The sequence below is a fragment of the Nitrincola iocasae genome (assembly GCF_008727795.1).
GTDB classification, from domain to species: domain Bacteria; phylum Pseudomonadota; class Gammaproteobacteria; order Pseudomonadales; family Balneatricaceae; genus Nitrincola; species Nitrincola iocasae.
This window is the reverse complement of record NZ_CP044222.1, coordinates 856319-878027: the sequence shown is the minus strand read 5'-3', so window position 1 is coordinate 878027 and position 21709 is coordinate 856319. Positions and strand designations below refer to the sequence as shown.

Genomic DNA, 21709 nt, shown 5'->3' with positions numbered 1-21709 from the left:
AGTAGAGTTAAAGGTTGACCTATCTGCTTACAGCTACCAAGATCAATGCATTAATAATTCATAATAACCAAGCCATACCCTCAACACAGGACAGGATTGATGAACATACTCCATGATGAGCGCCTTGATGGTGTGCTGCCCATGCCGGATCGCACAGCATTACTGCACAAGCTCAACATTCGCTTGCCCGACCTACATGTTTTACACCGTGAGGAAGAACTCAAACCTTACGAGTGCGATGGTTTGGCAGCCTATCGAACCACCCCTTTGCTGGTCGTCCTGCCGGAAACCCTGGAGCAGGTTCAGGTCATCATGCAAACCTGTAATGAGTTAAAAGTACCTGTAGTTGCCCGTGGTGCTGGCACCGGCCTATCGGGTGGTGCCCTGCCACTGGAGCAGGGTGTACTGCTGGTTATGGCTAAATTCAACCGTATCCTTGAAGTGAACCCGGAAGGACGCTTTGCACGGGTACAACCGGGGGTGCGCAACCTGGCCATCTCTGAAGCCAGCGCCATGCACAGCCTGTATTACGCACCGGATCCCTCTTCACAAATCGCCTGCTCTATTGGTGGCAATGTGGCGGAGAATGCCGGAGGTGTTCACTGCCTGAAATACGGTCTGACCGTACATAACCTGATCAGCGTCGACATTATCACCGTGGAAGGTGAGTTTATGACGCTAGGCAGTGATGCGCTGGATTCACCCGGTTTTGATCTGATGGCCTTGTTCACGGGTTCTGAAGGCATGCTGGGTATCGTCGTCGAAGTCAAAGTTAAACTGCTACCCAAACCTCAGGTCGCCCGTGTGCTCATGGCCAGTTTCGACGATGTTGAAAAAGCCGGGCTGGCGGTAGGTAATATTATTGCTGCCGGCATTATTCCCGGCGGCCTGGAAATGATGGACAACCTGGCCATACGCGCCGCCGAAGACTTCATCCACGCGGGCTATCCGGTGGAAGCTGAAGCGATACTGCTATGCGAACTCGACGGCGTTGAATCCGATGTAGATGAAGAAAGCGCCCGTGTTCAGGAAGTGCTGCAGCAATCTGGCGCGACGGCGGTACAAACCGCTAAAGACGAAGCCGAGCGCCAGCGCTTCTGGGCTGGTCGAAAAAATGCCTTTCCCGCCGTGGGTCGTATTTCCCCGGATTATTACTGCATGGATGGCACCATTCCACGGCGTGAATTACCTGGTGTATTGAAAGGCATTGCCGAACTGTCTGAACGCTACGACCTTAGGGTTGCCAATGTTTTTCATGCCGGCGATGGCAACATGCACCCACTGATACTGTTTGATGCAGATGTGCCCGGTGGTCTGGAGAAAGCCGAAGCACTGGGTGGACAAATTCTGGAGCTCTGCGTCAAAGTCGGCGGCTCCATTACCGGTGAGCATGGCGTCGGTCGAGAAAAGATCAACCAGATGTGTTCACAATTCAATGACGATGAACTGGAACTCTTCCATGCGGTAAAAGCCGCATTTGATCCGGATCGCCTGCTCAATCCAGGCAAAAATATCCCGACACTGCACCGCTGTGCCGAATTTGGTGCCATGCATATACACCATGGTGAACTACCCTTCCCAGAACTGGAGCGCTTCTGATGTCTGCTGCCAACCCTCAAACCGATCAACAGACTCACCACCGCCCGGGAGAACGGCCTGTCAGCCAGACCGAAGCGGCACTGCTGGAGCAGGTCTGTGAGGCGCTACATGAAGCCACACCACTGCAAATTCAGGGTGGCAACTCTAAACATTTTCTCGGTCGGAAAACCCAGGGAGAGGTGCTGGATATTACCGCGCATCAGGGTGTTGTCAGCTATGACCCGACTGAACTGGTCATTACGGTTCGTGCGGGTACATCCATGCAGCAGTTGGAAACCCTGCTAGCTGAGCAAGGGCAAATTCTGGGATGTGAGCCCCCTCACCTGGGTGATAATGCTACAGTCGGTGGCATGGTCGCTACAGGCCTGTCGGGCCCGCGCCGCCCCTGGTCAGGCTCGGTACGTGATTTTGTGCTGGGCACCAAAGTGATCACCGGGCATGGCAAACTGCTGCGCTTTGGCGGTGAAGTAATGAAGAACGTCGCCGGTTATGACTTGTCCCGCCTTATGGCTGGCAGCTTCGGTTGCCTGGGCATACTGACCGAAGTTTCCATGAAAGTCCTGCCAAAGCCACGCAATGAATACCACCTGAGCATCCCTTGTAATCAGGCAGAAGCTTTGCAAAAACTGAGCCTTTGGGGACAGCAACCCCTGCCAATTACGGCCGCCTGTCACTATCAGGAGCAACTCTATCTGCGCCTGGAAGGCGGTGAAGCCTCAGTGAAAAACTTTGCTGACAGTCTACAGGGCCAGGAAATCGATCCTGAATTCTGGACGCAGCTCAGAGAACAGCAACTGGCGTTTTTTCAGGACTCTCGTCCACTTTGGCGACTATCCCTGCCCGCGAATGCCCCGCAACTGAACCTTGAAGGTGATAGCCTGATCGATTGGGGCGGTGCTCAACGCTGGCTTAAAACCGACCAGCCGGAAGCGGCATTGCGTGAAGCGGCGGAAAACGCCGGGGGCCATGCTACTTGCTACACCCCGGACATCACTGACCAGCCATTGCATCCGCTACAACCTTTACTGATTCGCTATCATCAGCAACTCAAGGCGCAATTGGATCCGAAAGGCATCTTTAACCCCGGACGCATGTACAGCGACTATTAAGCAGTAGAGAGAAATACTATGCAAACCAACCTGTCTGAAGACGCTAAGAAACTGCCCCGCGCCCAAGAGGCTGAAGATATCCTGCGCAGTTGTGTGCACTGTGGTTTCTGTACCGCCACCTGCCCCACTTACCAACTGCTTGGCGATGAACTGGATGGTCCGCGTGGGCGCATCTATCTGATGAAGAGCTTCTTTGAAGGCGGCGAAGTCACCCGTGAAACCCAGGCTCATCTGGACCGCTGCCTGACCTGTCGCAACTGTGAAACCACCTGCCCATCAGGGGTTAATTACCATGCTCTGCTGGACATAGGTCGTGCGGCTATCGAAGACAAGGTAGGACGCCCTTTCAGTGAGAAACTGGTACGCAGCGCTTTGCGCAAGGTTATCCCTAATCCACAGATATTTGACCCATTGATGAAAACCGGCCAGTTGTTCAGGCCAATATTACCAGCGGCTCTGAAGCAAAAAATCCCGGCACGCAGCATCAAGGCAAAACCACGCCCTGATAATCAACAGGTCCGAAAAATGCTGATTCTGGAGGGCTGCGTTCAACCTTCACTGTCACCCAACACCAATGCAGCGACCGCTCGTGTTTTAGATAAACTGGGCATTCAGGTCATAACGGCCAAAGAGGCGGGTTGCTGTGGCGCCGTGGACTACCATCTGAATGCACATGAAGCCGGACTGGTGCGGGCACGACAGAATATTGATGCCTGGTGGCCGATGATCGAAGCCGGTGCTGAAGCCATCATTCAGACAGCCAGCGGTTGTGGCGCATTTGTAAAAGATTATGGCCATCTGCTCAAAGATGACCCTGCCTACGCTGATAAAGCCGAAAAAATCAGCGCGCTGAACAAGGACCTGGTGGAAATACTGGCCAATGAAGATCTTGGCACGCTTCGCCTGAATAGTGATCAAAAACTGGCGTTTCATTGTCCCTGTACCCTGCAGCACGCACTCAAACTCAACGGCGCGGTTGAAGGCGTATTACGCCAACTCGGATTTACATTGACCGCTGTACCCGATGCCCATTTGTGCTGTGGTTCAGCTGGCACCTATTCGGTCACCCAACCCGAGCTTTCCATTCAACTCAGAGATAACAAACTAAACGCATTGGAAAGCGGCAAGCCTGATATGATCGTCACCGCCAATATCGGCTGCCAGACCCATCTCAATGGCGCTGGACGCACGGAAGTCCGTCACTGGATTGAAATTGTTGAAGAAGCACTCAACTAATAATTGACAAGAAAAATACTACAGGAGATCACCCATGTACACAAAACAGGCACTTACACTGTCAGAAGCCAACCAATTGATCGACGCTGCCCTCATCGAAGCCAAACAAAATGGCTGGGCTGTGGCTGTCGCCGTTGTTGATGACGGGGGTCACCTGCTGTCTATGCAGCGTATGGAAGACTGCGCACCAGTCGGTGCCTATATCGCCGTCGAAAAAGCACGTACCGCTGCATTGGGTCGGCGTGAAACCAAAATTTATGAAGATATGATTAATGGCGGTCGCAATGCCTTTCTGTCAGCACCCGTCATCAGCGCCACCTTAGAAGGTGGTGTGCCGGTGATTCAAGAAGGACAGGTCATAGCAGCCGTGGGGGTTTCCGGGGTAAAACCCGATCAGGATGCCCAGGTTGCCAAAGCCGGTGTAGCTGGACTGCAGGGCTAAGCAAGCCTTCTAACTGGAAAAGCCGTTCTCAACCGGCTTTTCCTCCCAGCACTTCTCTACCTATCTCAACTTCCGCACCAAGCCATCCCAAAATACAAAAAATATTTAATTTCAATGAATTATAATTAGCAGCAGAAATTATATCTGAAAATAAATTTATAATAGATTTATTAACTTAAATAATTGAGTATTTCGAAGTTAAACACTACCACATAGATAGATATTAGCTTTTTGTTACTGCAGAATACCCTCCCTTAGTGCCGAAGCCTAATAGTTATAAGAAAAGCGCAAGGCTATAACTTCATGCGCATCGGCAGAGGCTAACAACAATAACGAACCGGAATCTCATCATGGAAACACTGGTTAATACGCTTAACGGTTTTATCTGGAGCGATGCTCTGATCTTTCTGTGCCTTGGTGCAGGCCTTTTTTATTCCATTCTGACGCGATTTGCGCAGGTACGCCATTTCAAAGAGATGTGGCGGCTACTGTTTAACTCCAATGAGTCTGACAAAGGTATCTCTTCATTTCAGGCACTGGCCGTGTCACTATCCGGCCGCGTAGGGGTCGGTAACATTGCCGGTGTTGCTGCTGCTATAGGCTTTGGTGGTCCTGGTGCTATTTTCTGGATGTGGGTCGTTGCCTTTCTGGGCGCAAGTACCGCCTATGCCGAATCAACACTGGGCCAGATCTATAAAGTTAATGATAATGGCCAGTACCGCGGTGGTCCGGCTTACTACTTTGAACGCTGCCTGGGCTGGAAATGGCTAGGTATACTCTTTGCCATTTCATCCATTATTGCCTGCGGTGTCTTCCTGCCGGGTATCCAGGCGAATGCGGTCGGTAACGCCGTTACACAAGTCTTTGGTGAAGGGCAGATAGTGTCCAGCAGCTTTGGCGAAGTCGGCAGCACCAAACTGATTGCACTGGCAATTATTCTCATCGTGCTGGCCTTCATTATCTTTGGTGGCATCAAGCGCATCGCACACTTTACTCAGTTTGTCGTACCTTTTATGGCACTGGGCTACATCATCATGGCGATGATCATTATCTTCCTCAACCTGGATAAAGTACCTGGAGTATTTGGACTGATACTCTCTGACGCCTTTACCGCCCAAGCAGGTTTTGGTGCAGCTATAGGTTGGGGTGTAAAACGCGGCATCTACTCCAACGAAGCAGGTCAGGGTACAGGCCCTCATGCAGCTGCAGCAGCGGAAGTGGAGCACCCAGCTCAGCAGGGTCTGGTACAAGCCTTCTCGGTATATGTCGATACGCTGTTTATCTGCACAGCCACTGCGCTAATGATCCTGATCACCCAACAGTACAATGTGCAGGGCTCTCTGGAAGCGGGTCAGTTCATCGTTCAGAACGTTGCAGCCGGTACTGAAATTGGCTCACCTGCCTTTACACAACTGGCACTGCAGAGTGTATTCGGTGGCGTAGGCCCTGTCTTTGTTGGTTTGGCACTGTTTTTCTTTGCCTTCACCACCATTCTGGCTTACTACTACATTGCCGAAACCAATGTGGCTTACTTGCGTCGTGCGCTGAAATTAGACATCCCACTGACTATCGTCAAGCTGGTGATCATGTTTATGGTGGCCTATGGCACCGTCAACACTGCCGGATACATCTGGGGTCTAGGTGATGTCGGCGTCGGCCTGATGGCTTGGATTAACATTCTCGGTATTTTGACGATCTTCTTCGTCTCCAAACCCACCATGCGGGCACTGCGTGACTATGAAGAGCAACAAAAAACCGGTGGTCCTATCACCTTTGATCCAGTAAAACTGGGCATCAAAAACGCCACTTTCTGGGAAGAACGTCTAAAAAAGCAGCAATCTGAATAAATCAGTTCTGCAGAGCGAACTCTCAAGCCCGGCATCGTCCGGGCTTTTTTATGTGCGCGGTCCGTAACACTATATTTAGTGGATTTTTTCAGCAAATCCACTTACCATCACACGCTATGGATGCATGCGATTTGGAACGCGTCTTAAATAAGTATTCGGAGGATCAAATGGATTTTAATCTAAAAAAAGCAATCACTATTGGCTGTACTTGTTTTTTCTTGGCAGGCTGTGCCGCAAACCAATCTCAGGTAGAGTCAGGTCACCGCTCTTCGCAAGTAATAGAATCCATTAACCAGGTTTCACAGACCCTGGTAACCTCACCTCACCTGCAAATGCTACAACAAAGTGACTCCAGCTTGCGGATTGAATTTCCCGATATTCAAGCTTTCAGCTTTGATGGAGCAAGCTTAAGCCAGGAACTGCAACTGGCGCTCACAGATATTGCCGACGCGTTAATTGCCCAACCGATTTTGAATGCTGAAGTTGTTGGCCATACCGACAATATCGGTAATGCAGACTACAATCAGATACTCTCAGAAAATCGTGCTCACCAGGTTGCTGACTATTTAGTACAACAAGGTGTGCAGACGACACGGATTAAAGTCACAGGAATGGGGCCCTCTGCTCCAATAGCTGACAATAATACAGCCGAAGGTCGGGCAGCTAATCGCAGAGTCGAACTCATTATCTCTGAATAAGCCATCCTAGCTGCACGCAGTAGACACCAGTCTGTCCCCTAAGACTGGTGTCTATGCTTCAATACTGAGAGTAACACTCATGTTATTTTACAGATACAGGCTCATGTTCAGCCTGATACTGCTTCCTGTTGTTCTGTCAGGATGTAGCCTGATCACGTCTAAACCTATCTGCCCTGAAAACACGAAAAGCATCGAGCAGGGAATTGCTGGCTACTCAACTAACGGCCAGCCTATACACTATACCCGCATCGGTTGCGGCCCTCAGACCACCCTGGTTTATGGTGCAATTCACGGCAATGAACCCGCCAGTGCCACGTTGACGGAGCTGTTAATCGAAAAGCTCGAACAACTGCCAGATAACTGGTTCTACCACCACCGGGTTATTGCGATTCCAATTGTCAATCCGGATGGCCTGCACGCCAATACACGCGCAAATGCCAGAGGCGTGGATCCGAACCGAAACTTTCCAACCCAAAACCGGATTAATAATCATCAGTTCGGCATGCGCGCCTTATCAGAGCCTGAATCCCAGACGCTGGTAAATATCACGAAGAGCTTCCCTCCCGACAGAATACTATCCATCCACCAACCACTGGCCTGTATTGATCATGATGGTCCCGCCATTCAAGTCAGTCGAGCCATTGCTCGCCATACCGACCTACCCATCTGTAACCTGGGTGCCCGCCCAGGCTCTCACGGCAGCTATGCAGGTGTAGAGCGGCACATCCCCATCGTCACATTTGAAATGCGTTCTCAGGATCACCTCTTGAAACCCGGCCAGATCTGGCAACTGTATGGCAAAGCCATTTTGGCAGGGATTACCTATCCGCAAGCCCCGCCTGATCTTTGAAAAAATTCTGCATCGGAGCATCCAGCCCATAAATATCAGGCCGAAAATGCAACCCCATTTCCGCATCGGCCTCAACAGTCCAGTAAGCTAACAACACTGGGACGGGCTGGTCTAAAAACAACTCCTGCGTGGTACCGCTATTCAATAACGCTTCCAATATGTCTGCAGCATCCGTACGGCTTACAGTCAGCAACTGATGCGCCAAGGCTGGAGCCTCCTGCAGCCTGATACAGCCTGAACTCAATGCGCGCATATTCTGACTGAAATAACCTTGGCTGGGGGTATCATGCAGAAAAATAGCCTCATTATTCGGAAAACGCACCACAATGCGCCCCAGCTCATTTTGTGTGCCTGGCGCCTGACGCAACAGGATACTCCCGGGGTTGCGCCAGTTAATTGAAGCGGGATTCAGTGGGCGCCCATCGAAATCTAACACTTGTATCTGATTATCTTCCAGAAAACTCAGGCTTTGACGTATCTGCGGTAACATATCCTCACGGTAAACGGTGGGTGGCACCGTCCAGGATGGATTAACCGTGATATGCGTAATCTCGCTCCACATCAGCGGTGTCTGACGGTCCGTCCGCCCTATTTGAGAAGACTGCTGCACAACAGGCTGGGAACCTCCATCATATAACGCCAATTCGGCTCCAGCGATATCCACCAGTAATAGCTGATCGGTGACCCTATGGCTCATGCGCCGGAATCGCTCCAGGTTTATCTGTATTTTCAGCTGTTGATCGCCAGACAGTGTTTCAGGTGAAACGGACTTTACCGGGCTTACCGGACAGCTCATCAATAACTGATCGGTTTCTAAAAAAGTGTTTTCAGCCGATATTTTATCCAGTGCGATCATTAACAATGGCGGTTTCAGCGAAAACTGATAAGCCGCCCTAATCTGTTGATAAGGAAGATACTGAGGCCGAGCCAACTCGAAAGCCTCCGCTGGATCATCAACACCTGACAGTGCCATATTCAGTATTCGGTTCTGATCGACAATCACTGATTCCTTACCTTCTGGATAGGTAAGATAAGATTCAATGTCAGCTTGTCGTGTCAGGCCATAATGCAAATCGGTTAACGCCAACAGGTAGCTAACAGCGATTTCATAGCGTTGCTCTTCAGTGAGTTCCCATCCAGCATTCACACCTGTTTCAAGTGATGCCAGCAGTGCTACCCGATAGCTATCGGGATTCAAGCCGTCATAGAGTAATTGCTGATACTGATCGTCCAGTTGCCGCATAAAATGCGCATCATTCCAGACACTTGATGGCGTCAATCGTAAAAACTCACGTACATACACATCTTCTGGTTTGTCAGCTATGGCTGTAGGCACGCCTACAAGCATTACACACAGGGATAACCACAAAGCTCGAATCACGACTCCATTCAACGGCATGCTGACTTCCTTTACAACTTTACATGGGTGACAAGAATAGAGAGTGCGATTTAATGGTTTAGATGTCGGATTAGCCGTTGGCTGGAATCCGACAAATCTAGTATCAAAACGCTTAGTGATTCAATTGCTTTTCCGAGACATCAACAAGTTGAATCCGAAACAGTTGGAATTCACTTTGCTCTTTGGGTGACAATAATGGCAAGAGCTCCAGTTCTTTTCCTTCAGGTATTTCATCGTCTATTATCTCCAATTGACTATGTAAGGACTCATTAAACTGTTTCATGAGTTTCTCTGCGCGCTGACTTTGAGCCAACTGCAAAATAGACATAATTATAAAGCACGCTGTCACAATAGGACCAGGATAAATCAAAAAAAACTGAACAAATGTTACACCTATTCTTTTATCTACCATTATTTCATCTGGACCAAACATAATAACTAACACCTCAATAACGCAGACAATTAACAATAGTACTTGCAACCAACCCAGCACGGTATAAAAACGTGACTTGCCATTCAACCCAGGTAGCATAATATCTACAGGCAAATCTGAAATGGTATATTTATCTTGCATAATCCCTTCCTTTGATTACATATTTTATGCGACATTATCAATAGTACGATTAAACTAAATTCTCCCCCCTTTACTCTTCAGCCATTGATACCAGCCGTACAAATTTACGCTGTGTACTCGGGCCTTCCTGCCACACCATTCCACCAATAAATGAGACATACCATGCCCCTCCGTATCCATAGGAATCTGGTGAAGACGTCCAATATTCAGATGAGGTAGGTATGTTAGGGAATACATCTGTATTGATTGCCGGGCTTGTATAATCAAAAATCGACGAGCTACAAGAGGTAAAATTTTCGCTCATTCCATATTGATCTGTATTTGAACAATAAACCAACGTCCGCAACTCTGAAACATTTGGCAAACGCCAACCTTGCTCATTTAATTCTCGCGCCTCTGTTAAGGTAAAGCCAATCGCCGATCCTTCACAGGTATCACCGGTCCATACCTGACCAATCGAACAACGCTGCCAGATCAGCTCAGTGACTCTATCCATTACTGTGCCATCGTCATTAATCACATAGCGCTCTTCAAATATATTCCAGCTTGGCAGCCATTCATCTGTATAGTCTTCGCGAATAAAGTTTCTAGGCATTACAGAAATATTCGGAAGTACCCAGTTACTCAAATCTTGATCAAGCGATACGGCCTCATAAAACATGCGATCCATATTAGTAACCTTAGAGACACTCCAGTGACTGATATTCTGATTAAATGACGAGGCTTTATAAAACATTTCCTTCATCTCTTTAACTTCAGAAACATCCCAGTTACTAATATCCTGATTAAAGGAACTCGCTTGTGCAAACAGGGCTGACAGGTTTGTTAAATTTGAAACATCCCAGTCACCAATATACTGATTAAATGACTCAGCTCTAAAAAACATACCATAAATATTAAAAAGCTTTGATATATTCCAGGCTCCAACATCTTGATTGAAAGACTCTGCTCCAGCAAACATACCTCGCATGATCTCAACATTAGATACATCCCAGCGGCCAATGTCCTGATTGAAGGAAGCGGCAAAAGCAAACATACCATCCATGTCTTCCACATTGGATACATCCCAGCGGCCTATATCCTGGTTAAACGATCTTGCTTCTGCAAACATGCCCCACATGCTTGTGACCTTAGATACATCCCAAGCACCGATATCTTTATTAAAGGACGTTGCCCCAAAGAACATCCAATTCATATCAGTAACATTGGATACATCCCAACTGCCAATAGCACCATTAAAAGATGCAGCACCCGAAAACATCCTTCTTACATCGGTTACATTAGATACATTCCAAGCGTCTAAATCCTGATTAAAGGAACGTGCATCTGAGAACATAAATGCCATAACATTCACACTTGACACATCCCACGATCCAATATCTTGATTGAATGATATCGCATTATTAAACATACTAGCCATATTAGTTACGTTGGATACATCCCATCCACCAACATCTTGATTGAATGACAATGCTCTCCAGAATAAACTACCCATGTCAGTGACATTGGATACATTCCAAGCACCTATATCCTGATCAAACTCTGTTGCCCAAAAAAACATACCCTGCATATTAGTTACATTTGAAACGTCCCAATTACCGATATCTTGATTAAAAGACCTGGCATTAGCAAACATCGAGGTCATACTGGTAACGTTTGATACATCCCAGTTGCCAATATCCTGATTAAAAGATGAAGCAGAACTAAACATAGAGTTCATATTGGTAACATTTGATACATTCCAACCACTGATATCCTGGTTGAAAGCTTCTGCACTATCAAACATGGCGCCCATGTCTGTCACATTAGATACATTCCAATCACCTATGTCATGATTGAAATGCAAAGTTCCCCCAAATAAACCAACTATATCAGTAACATTGGACACATCCCAACCACTAACATCTTGATTAAACTCCGAGGCATACCAGAATAATCCTTCCATGTTAGTCACATTGGAAACGTCCCACTGAGCGATATCCTGGTTAAAGCTTTCAGCGCCCTCAAACATACCTTCCATAGTGGTGACATTGGAAACATCCCAATAGCCAATATCTTCGTTAAATCCAGTCAACTCACTGAATAAAAATGACATATCAGTTACTTGAGAGGTGTCTATATTGTATAAAGAGTCGCCGAAGGTATATAAAATTCCATTTTCTTCAATTGAAAAGCTACTATTTTTAGCGGCTTCTCTGAGCTGCTCTTCAGTAACTGTCAGGTATTTTGGTGAATTTTCTTCATCAGCCAAGCCAGATTCAGTCTCAGTCAATAGCTGTTCATATTCATAATTTAAATTACAAGCAGGTGGATGATACCTCAGGGTTTCATCTTGGTTATATTCAATCCATCCGGCCCCCTTCATCACTGATAAAACCTCAATAGATAGCCACTCATTTGAGATTTTTCCTTTAGTGATGTCTTTTATCAAGTCTTTATAATCACCAGGCAAGTGAAGATTATTTCGGTCGCACTGCGTTCTCTCACCATAGGTGCGCACTAAGGAATCGAAACTCTCTAATAATACCTGATGATTGTTAGCTAACTGATCAAACTCTTCATCTGTTGTACATTGAGAGGAAACAATGTTATATCCCGCTGGCGTTATCAGTAGATCATCTGCGTAAAAACTTAACCACCCATCAATAATCCCGGAAGCCACAAAGCTATAAAATTCAGTTATTGCTGTTTTGCTATCCATACCATGTTTTTTTTGCAGCACGTCAATCAGATCCGAACGTATCAAACAACCTGTTTTTTCCCAGGTTTGGCGCAGTTCTGGATATTCAAGAAAAAAACTCTCATCAAATTCTGCAAAATATTGTTCAATAACTGGCCCAGCTTGATCGATGTGGTTGATGATGTTTGGTGGTTGAATTTGACAGATATCAGCAGGCAGTAACACCCAGTTTTCCCAACTGAAAGCACGGTCATCATTGAGCACTGCTTGAATAAATTGCTCAGTTTCGTCAACCGAAAATCCAGCTGCAATTGCTTTTTCTTGCGTAGATGAGTCTACAACACAGCCCTGCCTCCCCAAAAAGTGAATGAAATTTTGTTCAAAGTCTGAGTGAGAGGCAGCGTGCAGTACAGGTGTCAGTAGTGATGCCAGCAGGATAATCAAGGTGCGTTTCAGTTTTTGCATGGATTAATTCCCTTTAAAAATCAGTTTATTCACCAAAGCTAAATCCATTCGCTTTTAAAATCAGAACGAATAAAACCTGCTGGCATACTGGTTACATTTGGTTCCGACCAATAATCGACCGGAAATGATTACTGGCTACTTCTAAAACATCCAACCAGTCGGATTTGGATGTGCTTGTTTCTGGTCAAGTGACTTCATACCTTTGACACAGCGGACAATAAGCCAAACCACCCAGAACAAAAGAATCAAAAATCCGATAAGCACGAACATCAATAGTAAACCTACCAGCACATATAGCATTCCAATCCAGAACGTCCTGATTTGAAACTGATAGTGGGTTTTCAGCCAGTCAGGAGCGTCTTTTCTGTTAATGTATGCCATTACAACGCCGACTAGTCCCGTGATACCGACAATCATGCTGACTAGATAGAGGATATAGACGATCTTTGCCGTTCCCTCGGTGGTTGGTTTTTCTTGCGCTACTACTTCATTCATAGGTTTTTTCCTTTTTGGGTTTGTGAATCATGACTACGCCTAACATTGCTATCTAGTGCAATGAACCATAATGCCTTTGCAGCATGAATACGAAATGCTGATAACTTGGCATCAAGCTCTGATAATTTGAATCGATCATTAACCTACCTTCCTGTAATTGCCTACGACTGTACCTTTGCCGTGGAGGAACCAGTAATAATCACTCCACCATGATCAGTTTTAGAGCCCACATAGGCCACGGCGCGTCCATCGATAAAAGCTGTGGATGAGCCTTCGATAATCGTGGCACCACAGGCGGTTTTATCACCCACACAGGCTATCGGACGACCATCATCGGTGGAATTGCCCGCTACCTGCGTAATTGCAGTGGTGCCGTGTTTATGTTTTGGACATTGGTGTAAATCACCTAAGCGAGCGACGGGTTTCATATTGCATGCTCCTTGCTAATAAATTTTAAGCTCAAAAAAATTCCATAAAATGAGTTATTGAAACTACCTTAGTCTGTAAGGATGTCAGCTACTTTCCATTCCCGGGAAGGGGTTTTGTAAAACAGCAGCGGCATTGCTGAATAGCGTTCAGAATCTGGATATTGCCAAGTGACGGGATGAGGAAGAATACGAACCAAGCGCCCCTCACCCATAAACTCTACATGATGATCCAGATTATCGGGGATTTTTAACGGGTTAAGCGTTCTTCCATCAGGACGGACAGGCACTATACGTTCTTCAATAGCCATGCGCTCTACATAGTCCATGGCTGTTTGGCCCACACCCGTCGTAATCGCTCCTTGACGCCACACGGGTTCAAGCTCTTGGAAAAATGAATCAAACTCTTCATTGTAAATATAGCTATACATCCGCTCATACGCGGCTACCAGCTCCGCCCGCATCTGTGGTGTATCCTCCAGCTCCACCGCATCCAACCAATGAAACGCCGGAAAACGATCCGGGGTGGTAAAGCTTACGGTGAGGGGTTCGGTGGGCAAAGGGGTACCTATGCCATTCACTATCACATGCGGATTGGATTGTCTTACTCTGCCATCGGTAGATAGATTTTCCGTTTCATAGACATGCTCCTGTCCTTGCGGATTCTTCAAGTTACCCTGCAGTGCATTATTTTCAGAATCATAGCTAATATCCATCAGCGTAATACGTTCACGTTCACGTTCACGCGTTGTTAGATTCATACTTTCAATAGCAATACGCGCAAAAAAAGTATCATGTAATTCACTGATCACTTGATTCGTTTCCGGATCGAAACCAGCAATGGGGGCATAATTGAAAGTTATCGTATTCTCACCTGTACGCATCAAATGGTTTATGGGTAATGAGTAACTTTTGGGGCTCGCATTTGTTTCTTTCTTCACATTCAAGCCATTGACTTGCAAGTCATACACGGCACCCCGTATATGACTTATCAGGTAGTAACTGCGTTCCATGGTGTATATCTCCTGCTCTGTTGCATAAGCAACAGATGACAGGAGTATGCCTACAAACATAAGCAAGGCGATGCTAGCTCTGTTACAGCGCATAACAATCGCCTAAGCGTGGGAGAGGTTTCATATTCATCGCTCCTTGCGCATTAACGTAATAATCTTAACTTTGCCGTTTAATCAGTCATTATGAACATCGTCAATCTGTAAGGATTCTTGCTACTTTCCACTCCCTGGATGGGGTTTTGTAAAACAGTAACTGCATGCGCGAATATCTATCGGAATCAGGGTATTGCCATGTTACTGGCGCTGGTTGAATTCGAACCAAGCGACCTTCACCCATAAACTCCACATGATGATCCAGATTATCGGGGATTTTTAACGGGTTCAGAATTTGACCATTGGGTCTTACTCGCACGTTACGGTTTTCAATATCCAGGCGCTCTACAAAGTCCATGGCTGTTTGGCCTACACCCATCGTAATCGCCGCATGACGCCACACAGGTTCAAGCTCTTGGAGAAATGAATCAAACTCTTCATTGTAAATATAGCTATACATCCGCTCATACGCGGCTACCAGCTCCGCCCGCATCTGTGGTGTATCCTCCAGCTCCACCGCATCCAACCAATGAAACGCCGGAAAACGATCCGGGGTGGTAAAGCTTACGGTGAGGGGTTCGGTGGGCAAAGGGGTACCTATGCCATTCACTATCACATGCGGATTGGATTGTCTTACTCTGCCATCGGTAGATAGATTTTCCGTTTCATAGACATGCTCCTGTCCTTGCGGATTCTTCAAGTTACCCTGCAGTGCATTATTTTCAGAATCATAGCTAATATCCATCAGCGTAATACGTTCACGTTCACGCGTTGTTAGATTCATACTTTCAATAGCAATACGCGCAAAAAAAGTATCATGTAATTCACTGATCACTTGATTCGTTTCCGGATCGAAACCAGCAATGGGGGCATAATTGAAAGTTATCGTATTCTCACCTGTACGCATCAAATGGTTTATGGGTAATGAGTAACTTTTGGGGCTCGCATTTGTTTCTTTCTTCACATTCAAGCCATTGACTTGCAAGTCATACACGGCACCCCGTATATGACTTATCAGGTAGTAACTGCGTTCCATGGTGTATGTCTCCTGCTCTGTAGCCTGCTCTGTACTTAAGGCCGTTAAAGACCAACCACCCAATGCCAATACCAACAGGGCCAGGGCTAGCCCTTTAAAAATCGTCCCAAGGTGGACTCTCCTCGGTAACCTCTGCAACGGTGGGTTTAAGTATTTCATAGGTCTCTCCATCCTGACTGTTGGTTGATGCCTGTTCGGCATGTCTTGCCCGCATCTCCTCGACTACTTTCTGCGACTGCAGAATTTGCCTTTGGATTGGATCAAGTTCAAGATTTTCTGTTGCTGTTGCAGACGTATCGCCTCCCCAACCTTCATTTTCTTCAGACTCCGCCTCCTCAGTTGTAGCTGGTTCATCATCGTATTCAACCTCTGCATACGCCTCCACACTGACCTTGAGACCCTCGAAGTAAAAGCGTTTTTTGCGCTGCTTATCGATAGTTTTCACTTCCCATGTCCAGGCGGTATGTAACGTACCGTTAACCCCCACACGTCCGCTAACCAGCCAGTATTTTACGCCGAGATGGACTTTTATTTCCGCTTCGCCGACGATTTTTAAGGTCCCTGTAAACTCATGCTGGAGCTGATTCAGTTGTTCTTCCAGGTCTTCCTGAGTGGTCACGGTGATCGTCGTCGCTTGGGTCGAGACGTTATGCTCAACATTACCCTCGGCGGCCAAAGTCAGGTTCATTTCAACCGTGCCATCGACCGTTTCCCCATTCGCCGCTTTAAAGCGCAGCTCGGCAATTTCGCGGGCGACTCGACCACTTTTAAACACCCCTCTGACCAGCAGGTCCACTAGGTCTATTTTGCCCTCGACACCAATGGTCAGGCTTGTGTTGATCCCATTGCTTGTTCCTGTGACCCAGGCTAGCTCTAAATAGGGTGTATTTTGTTTTCGGCGGAGTTCTATTGCACAGAAATCGACCTTTAGCGTCTTATACAACGTGATACTGGAGGTAAAATCATTGCTTCTCATCAGACTCTCCGGGGTGTCATCTGATCCTTGTGAGCTACCCGATGGGTCACTACTGCCATGAGAAACAGCTTGACTCAATTGGTTGAACATTGAACCGATCAGACCTAAAAAACCGGGTTCACGTTCAGCCGTGCTCATATCAACTGAGCGCTCATGACTGTCACCATAAGCGCTTTTTTCGGCGTTGGCGCTGATTTCATATTGCGCAATCTTACCGGTAAGACTGCCTTCTGCACTAACTTCACCGCTGATCCCATTCAGGCTGAAAATGGTTTTTGCACCGACTGAAATTGAACCCTCGACACCCATTTGCGGTAAAATCCCCACCTGCAACGCCTGTCTCATGTCTGTTGAGGCCGCACATTGACGTGGAGAAAAGCTGGCTCTATCCAAACCACTGAGGAAGCGAGGCAGGCTTAAGATACGATCTACAATAGCTAAAGGTATGACGATGGCGTCAGGCAATACGCTGCGTAATAAATCCAAGACGCCTGTCGATTGATTTAGATAGACTTTATGGGTTTCGCTGTTATCAGACTGTTGCAGAGTGTCCGTACCCGAACGCTCAATTTGAATCGCTGGTAAGTACTGCCGCTCTTCGGCAGTTTTATACTCACTTCGACAAGCACTACCCTTCCAATCCACATTAACTTCAGCGTAGTATTCATTGCCTTCTTGACTATCCGCAATTAACCAAAGGGTTTTGGGCTTATCACTCGAGGGGCGATTGGGCCATTCCACTTTTCGGGACGGGTATACCGCATCCACTACTTCACCACTGACCAGGCAGCAAGGCGATTCTGAAACACAGCCGCAGTTTGCCGCTCCAAACACCGTATCATGGATAGTGTCATCCATCCGGGAAACCTGTGACACTCTCGTTTCTGTTAAGGGTTCGCCGCCATTACGTAAATAATCTGCATAGTGAGCCCTGACCGTTTCATCCACCGCACCAGCATTGGCGGCATTGATTAGTGAACGCTGTGTTTGTAAACGGGCAGAAAACTTCTCCGGCTGCTCCAAAAACAGACACATCATATCTTCCAGGGTCGGTTGATAGCTCATTGGGTACCTCCTTTTAGTGGGCTGAACAGGTCTTCCATGGTCTGGTCGTTATCATTGGATTCATGTCCAACTTGTTGCTCATACGTAGACTCAAGTTTTTGCAGTAAGAGCCCTTGCGGCACCCATTGCCATAACCCTTCTATGCGTTCATGGGCTGATTTGTGCTTATCTTTTAAAAAAGTGAGTGCTTGTGGATAGTTCTGTGGGAAGTGTTCACCCAAAAGCACCAGGCACTGGGCAAGTGTTTTGACGTGCTTGGTTGAATGGCAATCAAATTGTTTCCCCAACTTGGGGGCTAGCGCAGCATAGCGGAGGTAGTCATCCATAGAACAGCGTTCGGCATAATGCTGATGTAGCGTGATGGCTAAGCTGTTCTGCTGACGACAGGCATTTAGAAAGCCAAACTGTTCAAACTCTTTTGCAGTAATACGGAAACCACGACTTCCAGTAATAACATTGTCTGGTAGATTATCGGCAGGCGCTAGTTTAAGCAGACGCTGCTGGTAACTATCCAACGCAGCGGTCAGTGGCAGGGGCTGATCCAACTTAGCCCATTCCGGAACACGCAGCCAGGGGCTCAGCGGCACATAAAAAGCACTGACCGGGGCACAAAATCGGGTTTGCTTCCAAGGATCAAGCGCACTGAACAGATCTGTCAGGACACGTGGGTCATAAAAACGAAAATAGATCGGTGCCTGTTCATCAGCGGGGGTCCAGACCAGGGTAAATAAGCGAAAATGATCTCGCAGTGCCTTTAATTGAGACTGACTTTGAAACAGAATTAGCGCATGACTATCTTGTGGTCGTGCTTGAACAATGTAGGTTATGGGATTATCGGGTTCCAGACGAACCAACCAAGGGGCTATCGCCTGAGACTGGACATCCTGCGTCGAATACAAACACGCATGTGGCGGCAGGTGCTCGCTCAACAGCGATTGGATTTCAGGCCAGTTTACACCGTCTACGATGGCCCAAAGTGGTTCTGCATCTGACTGTAGTAAAGATCCCCATTCTACTTCTGAACCCAGTGGGGGCGGTGGTAGATGCGTGATGCTAGAGTCACTTTCCTGGCGGCATTGGGTATCTATTGTTTCTGCATTCCCTGCTTGTAAGGGTCCCCTATTGACCGGTTCAAACCTTCCAAAGACCACTCGATTATCATCATTGAGCTGCTGAGCCAGCTCTACCAAGGGGCGACTCATACCCTGACGAGCAAAATGCTGCAGCAAGGGCTCAACCTCTTCAAGCCCAGTAAGGTCGAGATGCAGCTCCTCTAGCGAGGTTAACAAAGCGGCTTCAAATTCATTCTGGGTGTCAGCTTGAATCACCACATAGCTACGACCATCCTGAGCATTGCCAGCCCAGGGAATATCGTGCCCCGGGTGAACGCGTACCTGACACTGTCCGATCCAGGTCGGTCTTGTTATTGAACTCATGCGGCACTCTTGGGACAGTGAGAAACAAAGGGGGAACCTGTGCCCGACGCTGTATCCAAAACCTCTGGGATAGCGGGTATAGCGGCGGTGCCTGGCGATGCAGAACCCACATTGAGACTGGGAACCACGTTGACACTGCCTGCGGACACTACCAAAGCCGTCCCACCAGACACCAGGGTGATCTTTCTGGCATCCAGAACAATTTCACCACCGGTTTTATAGGTGATATCGCCTCCCGCTTTGGTGTGTTGATCGCCACCCAGGGTAATCCCCTGATTGCCATCAATTTTTTCAGTCAAATTACCGGTAATAGTCGTATCTTGATTCTGATCGATTTTTTCGATGCGGTCATGAGCAACGGCCAGATAGGAGTTATTGCCAATAGTGGCGGTATCATCAAACTCAACTCGCTTGTGGCGTGAGTTTTGCACCTGCAATTCCATGTTTTTCTGCGCATGGATATAAATAAACTCTTCACCCGCCTCATCCTCAAAGGTGAGCTCATTAAACCCTTCCCCCTTGTGCGTATCGCTGCGCAGGGTCATGCGGGTTTTATTCGCCGGTAGGCTGTTGGGCGGCATCTGTTCAGCGTTGTAGACACGCCCGGTGATGATCGGTCGGTCCGGGTTGCCGTCGTAGAAGTCGACAATCACTTCCTGACCGATACGGGGTATGAATATGCCACCCCAATTCTTGCCGGCCCAATTGTTGCTCATGCGGACCCAGCAGGAGCTGTTTTCGTTGTACTGGCCGTAGCGGTCCCAGGGAAACTGAATTTTTACCCGGCCATAGTTGTCGGTGTAGATCTCTTCACCGGCCGGGCCGACCACCATGGCGTTCTGGGGTCCCTGCATTTTTGGCCAGCCGGTAATCATCGCCGGACGATAGACGCGGGAAGCTGGCATGGCGCGGAAGGTGTTTTTGTATTCGCGCTCGACGTCATCCTGACTGGTGTAGCTGTAATCACTGGCCTGGTGATCTACGCCCAGCAGCAAGTAGTCATCCATCTCGTCGGGGGCATCATCGTGCCGATTCAGGGTAAAACTATGCCCGGGCGTAAAGCTCCGGCAGCCACTTTCACCTTTGACCTGATCGTGGGAGGCTTCGTCCTGTTCAATGCGTAAACGGGTGAGTTGATCACCGAAGCTTTTGTCCTCGTAGCGGCCCGGGTAGATAAAATGCTCAAAGCGTTTCACACCATTTAAGGGCATATCTGCCGCGACACCCGTCTGCAGTCGATCAGAAGGCTTTTTGAAATCATAGTCACGTTTGGCATAACGTCCGGTTCGAAACTCATATTGATGCGACCAGGCATGAATACTATGTGCCGACAAAGAACCAGCCTGGTAGCTCACTGAGCCTTCTTGGCAGGTCTCATAAGCACCATTATGGTCAGCGATAATCAGGGTATGTTTGCCGTCTTCGTGATGGAAATAATAGAAAATCCCTTCCTCTTCAAACAGACGAGACAGGAAGGTGAAATCACTTTCCTGGTATTGCACGCAATATTCCCTGATCGGGTGCTGCCCGATCAGTCGGAACTCAAAATCATTAAAACCATTTTCAGCAAAGATCTCAGTAGCGATCTGTTTAATAGTTTTGTTCTGGAAGATTTTCGAGTCGCTGGTTTGTGTTAAGAACCATAACCAGGGCACCACTTCGGCCGTGTAACGGCGTAATCCCTGCAACTGCTCACCTTCACCCCGAAAGCGCCGGACGTAACCATTAATATGCCGATAGCCACCTGAGCGAAGTCCCAGGGTGTCTGTCTGCATAATTTTCAGCGTCACATTTTCACCCACGATTTTGTCTGCCTCAATCTGGGTACTGGCGGAATAGAGTTCCACATCAAATGCATACAGCGACGAAATGTTTTCCTGCCCCTTTAATCGGGTCAGTAACAATACATCAGACCCCAGTGGGGTATCGATAGCCAGGAGCCGGTCCTGTTGGGTAAAGAGAGCCATAGTAATCCCTTATTAAGCACATCAGTAACGTTGAGTTGTTTATGACAACGAGTCAGTAATAATACATAGTGCAACGCGTAAAAGTTGCAGCACGCATCGTCTTATCTCCTGCTGTAGCAATCGGACGACCACCACCTGTTGGTGATGCAAACTATGTAATGGCTGTTGATCCATATTTATGCACTGGACATTGATCCAAATCACCCAACCGCACTAGAGGTTTATGGTTAATGAGCGTATCAATTGAAGCGAAATAGAGGATAAAAATATAGCAAGCAGGGTGATTGAAATGGAGAGTCGGCAT

Annotated in this window: 17 protein-coding genes; 7 read left to right on the top strand and 10 right to left on the bottom strand. The window is 47.6% G+C overall.

Translation table 11 applies throughout. From position 1 onward, the window contains the following. Positions 1-99: 99 nt before the first annotated feature. The 7 genes from glcD (at position 100) to F5I99_RS04120 (ending at position 7781) form a co-directional block, all read left to right on the top strand. The gene (gene glcD, locus F5I99_RS04150) at positions 100-1599 is read left to right on the top strand and encodes a glycolate oxidase subunit GlcD (RefSeq protein ID WP_151053788.1); all 1500 of its coding nucleotides are present in this window, start codon (positions 100-102) and stop codon (positions 1597-1599) included. Beyond that, a complete protein-coding gene (gene glcE / locus F5I99_RS04145) occupies positions 1599-2708 on the top strand; it encodes a glycolate oxidase subunit GlcE (RefSeq protein ID WP_151053787.1) in 1110 nt (369 codons plus the stop codon). Before glcD ends, glcE begins: the two co-directional genes overlap by 1 nt. Positions 2709-2726: 18 nt before the next feature. Beyond that, positions 2727-3944 (top strand): glycolate oxidase subunit GlcF, encoded by a 1218-nt coding sequence (gene glcF / locus F5I99_RS04140; RefSeq protein WP_151053786.1) that lies wholly within the window; start codon positions 2727-2729, stop codon positions 3942-3944. A gap of 34 nt (positions 3945-3978) precedes the next feature. Then, on the top strand, positions 3979-4386 hold the full coding sequence (locus F5I99_RS04135; RefSeq protein ID WP_151053785.1) for a GlcG/HbpS family heme-binding protein: 408 nt from the start codon (positions 3979-3981) through the stop codon (positions 4384-4386). A 350-nt stretch (positions 4387-4736) separates the two neighbouring features. Continuing rightward, positions 4737-6233: an alanine/glycine:cation symporter family protein gene (locus F5I99_RS04130; protein WP_151053784.1), complete on the top strand. Its 1497-nt coding sequence runs from the start codon at positions 4737-4739 to the stop codon at positions 6231-6233. Positions 6234-6400: 167 nt separating this feature from the next. Continuing rightward, complete coding sequence (locus F5I99_RS04125) at positions 6401-6931, top strand: OmpA family protein (RefSeq protein WP_225307546.1); 531 nt, start codon at positions 6401-6403, stop codon at positions 6929-6931. A 103-nt stretch (positions 6932-7034) separates the two neighbouring features. Continuing rightward, positions 7035-7781, top strand: coding sequence for a M14 family zinc carboxypeptidase (locus F5I99_RS04120; protein WP_191905949.1), 747 nt, complete (start codon positions 7035-7037; stop codon positions 7779-7781). Here the strand turns inward: F5I99_RS04120 and F5I99_RS04115 are convergent. From F5I99_RS04115 to F5I99_RS04070, 10 genes are all read right to left on the bottom strand, one after another. Then, positions 7750-9180: a L,D-transpeptidase family protein gene (locus tag F5I99_RS04115; protein WP_151053781.1), complete on the bottom strand. Its 1431-nt coding sequence runs from the start codon at positions 9178-9180 to the stop codon at positions 7750-7752. The genes F5I99_RS04120 and F5I99_RS04115 overlap by 32 nt on opposite strands. A gap of 112 nt (positions 9181-9292) precedes the next feature. Beyond that, positions 9293-9754: a hypothetical protein gene (locus F5I99_RS04110; protein ID WP_151053780.1), complete on the bottom strand. Its 462-nt coding sequence runs from the start codon at positions 9752-9754 to the stop codon at positions 9293-9295. Positions 9755-9824: 70 nt separating this feature from the next. After that, on the bottom strand, positions 9825-12899 hold the full coding sequence (locus F5I99_RS04105) for a BspA family leucine-rich repeat surface protein (RefSeq protein ID WP_151053779.1): 3075 nt from the start codon (positions 12897-12899) through the stop codon (positions 9825-9827). A 141-nt stretch (positions 12900-13040) separates the two neighbouring features. After that, positions 13041-13394 carry a DUF4870 family protein gene (locus F5I99_RS04100; RefSeq protein ID WP_151053778.1) on the bottom strand — a complete coding sequence of 118 codons (354 nt, stop codon included), beginning with the start codon at positions 13392-13394 and terminating at the stop codon, positions 13041-13043. 161 nt (positions 13395-13555) lie between these two features. Beyond that, complete coding sequence (locus F5I99_RS04095; protein ID WP_151053777.1) at positions 13556-13822, bottom strand: PAAR domain-containing protein; 267 nt, start codon at positions 13820-13822, stop codon at positions 13556-13558. A 68-nt stretch (positions 13823-13890) separates the two neighbouring features. After that, positions 13891-14925 carry a hypothetical protein gene (locus F5I99_RS04090; protein ID WP_151053776.1) on the bottom strand — a complete coding sequence of 345 codons (1035 nt, stop codon included), beginning with the start codon at positions 14923-14925 and terminating at the stop codon, positions 13891-13893. A 100-nt stretch (positions 14926-15025) separates the two neighbouring features. Further along, positions 15026-16120 carry a hypothetical protein gene (locus F5I99_RS04085; RefSeq protein WP_151053775.1) on the bottom strand — a complete coding sequence of 365 codons (1095 nt, stop codon included), beginning with the start codon at positions 16118-16120 and terminating at the stop codon, positions 15026-15028. Beyond that, positions 16056-18002 carry a hypothetical protein gene (locus F5I99_RS04080; RefSeq protein ID WP_151053774.1) on the bottom strand — a complete coding sequence of 649 codons (1947 nt, stop codon included), beginning with the start codon at positions 18000-18002 and terminating at the stop codon, positions 16056-16058. The genes F5I99_RS04085 and F5I99_RS04080 overlap by 65 nt, the downstream gene beginning before the upstream one ends. After that, entirely contained in the window at positions 17999-19438 is a 1440-nt protein-coding gene (locus tag F5I99_RS04075; protein ID WP_151053773.1) for a DUF4123 domain-containing protein, read from the bottom strand. The genes F5I99_RS04080 and F5I99_RS04075 overlap by 4 nt, the downstream gene beginning before the upstream one ends. Beyond that, a complete protein-coding gene (locus F5I99_RS04070) occupies positions 19435-21405 on the bottom strand; it encodes a type VI secretion system Vgr family protein (protein ID WP_151053772.1) in 1971 nt (656 codons plus the stop codon). The genes F5I99_RS04075 and F5I99_RS04070 overlap by 4 nt, the downstream gene beginning before the upstream one ends. Between the last annotated feature and the right edge of the window lie 304 nt (positions 21406-21709).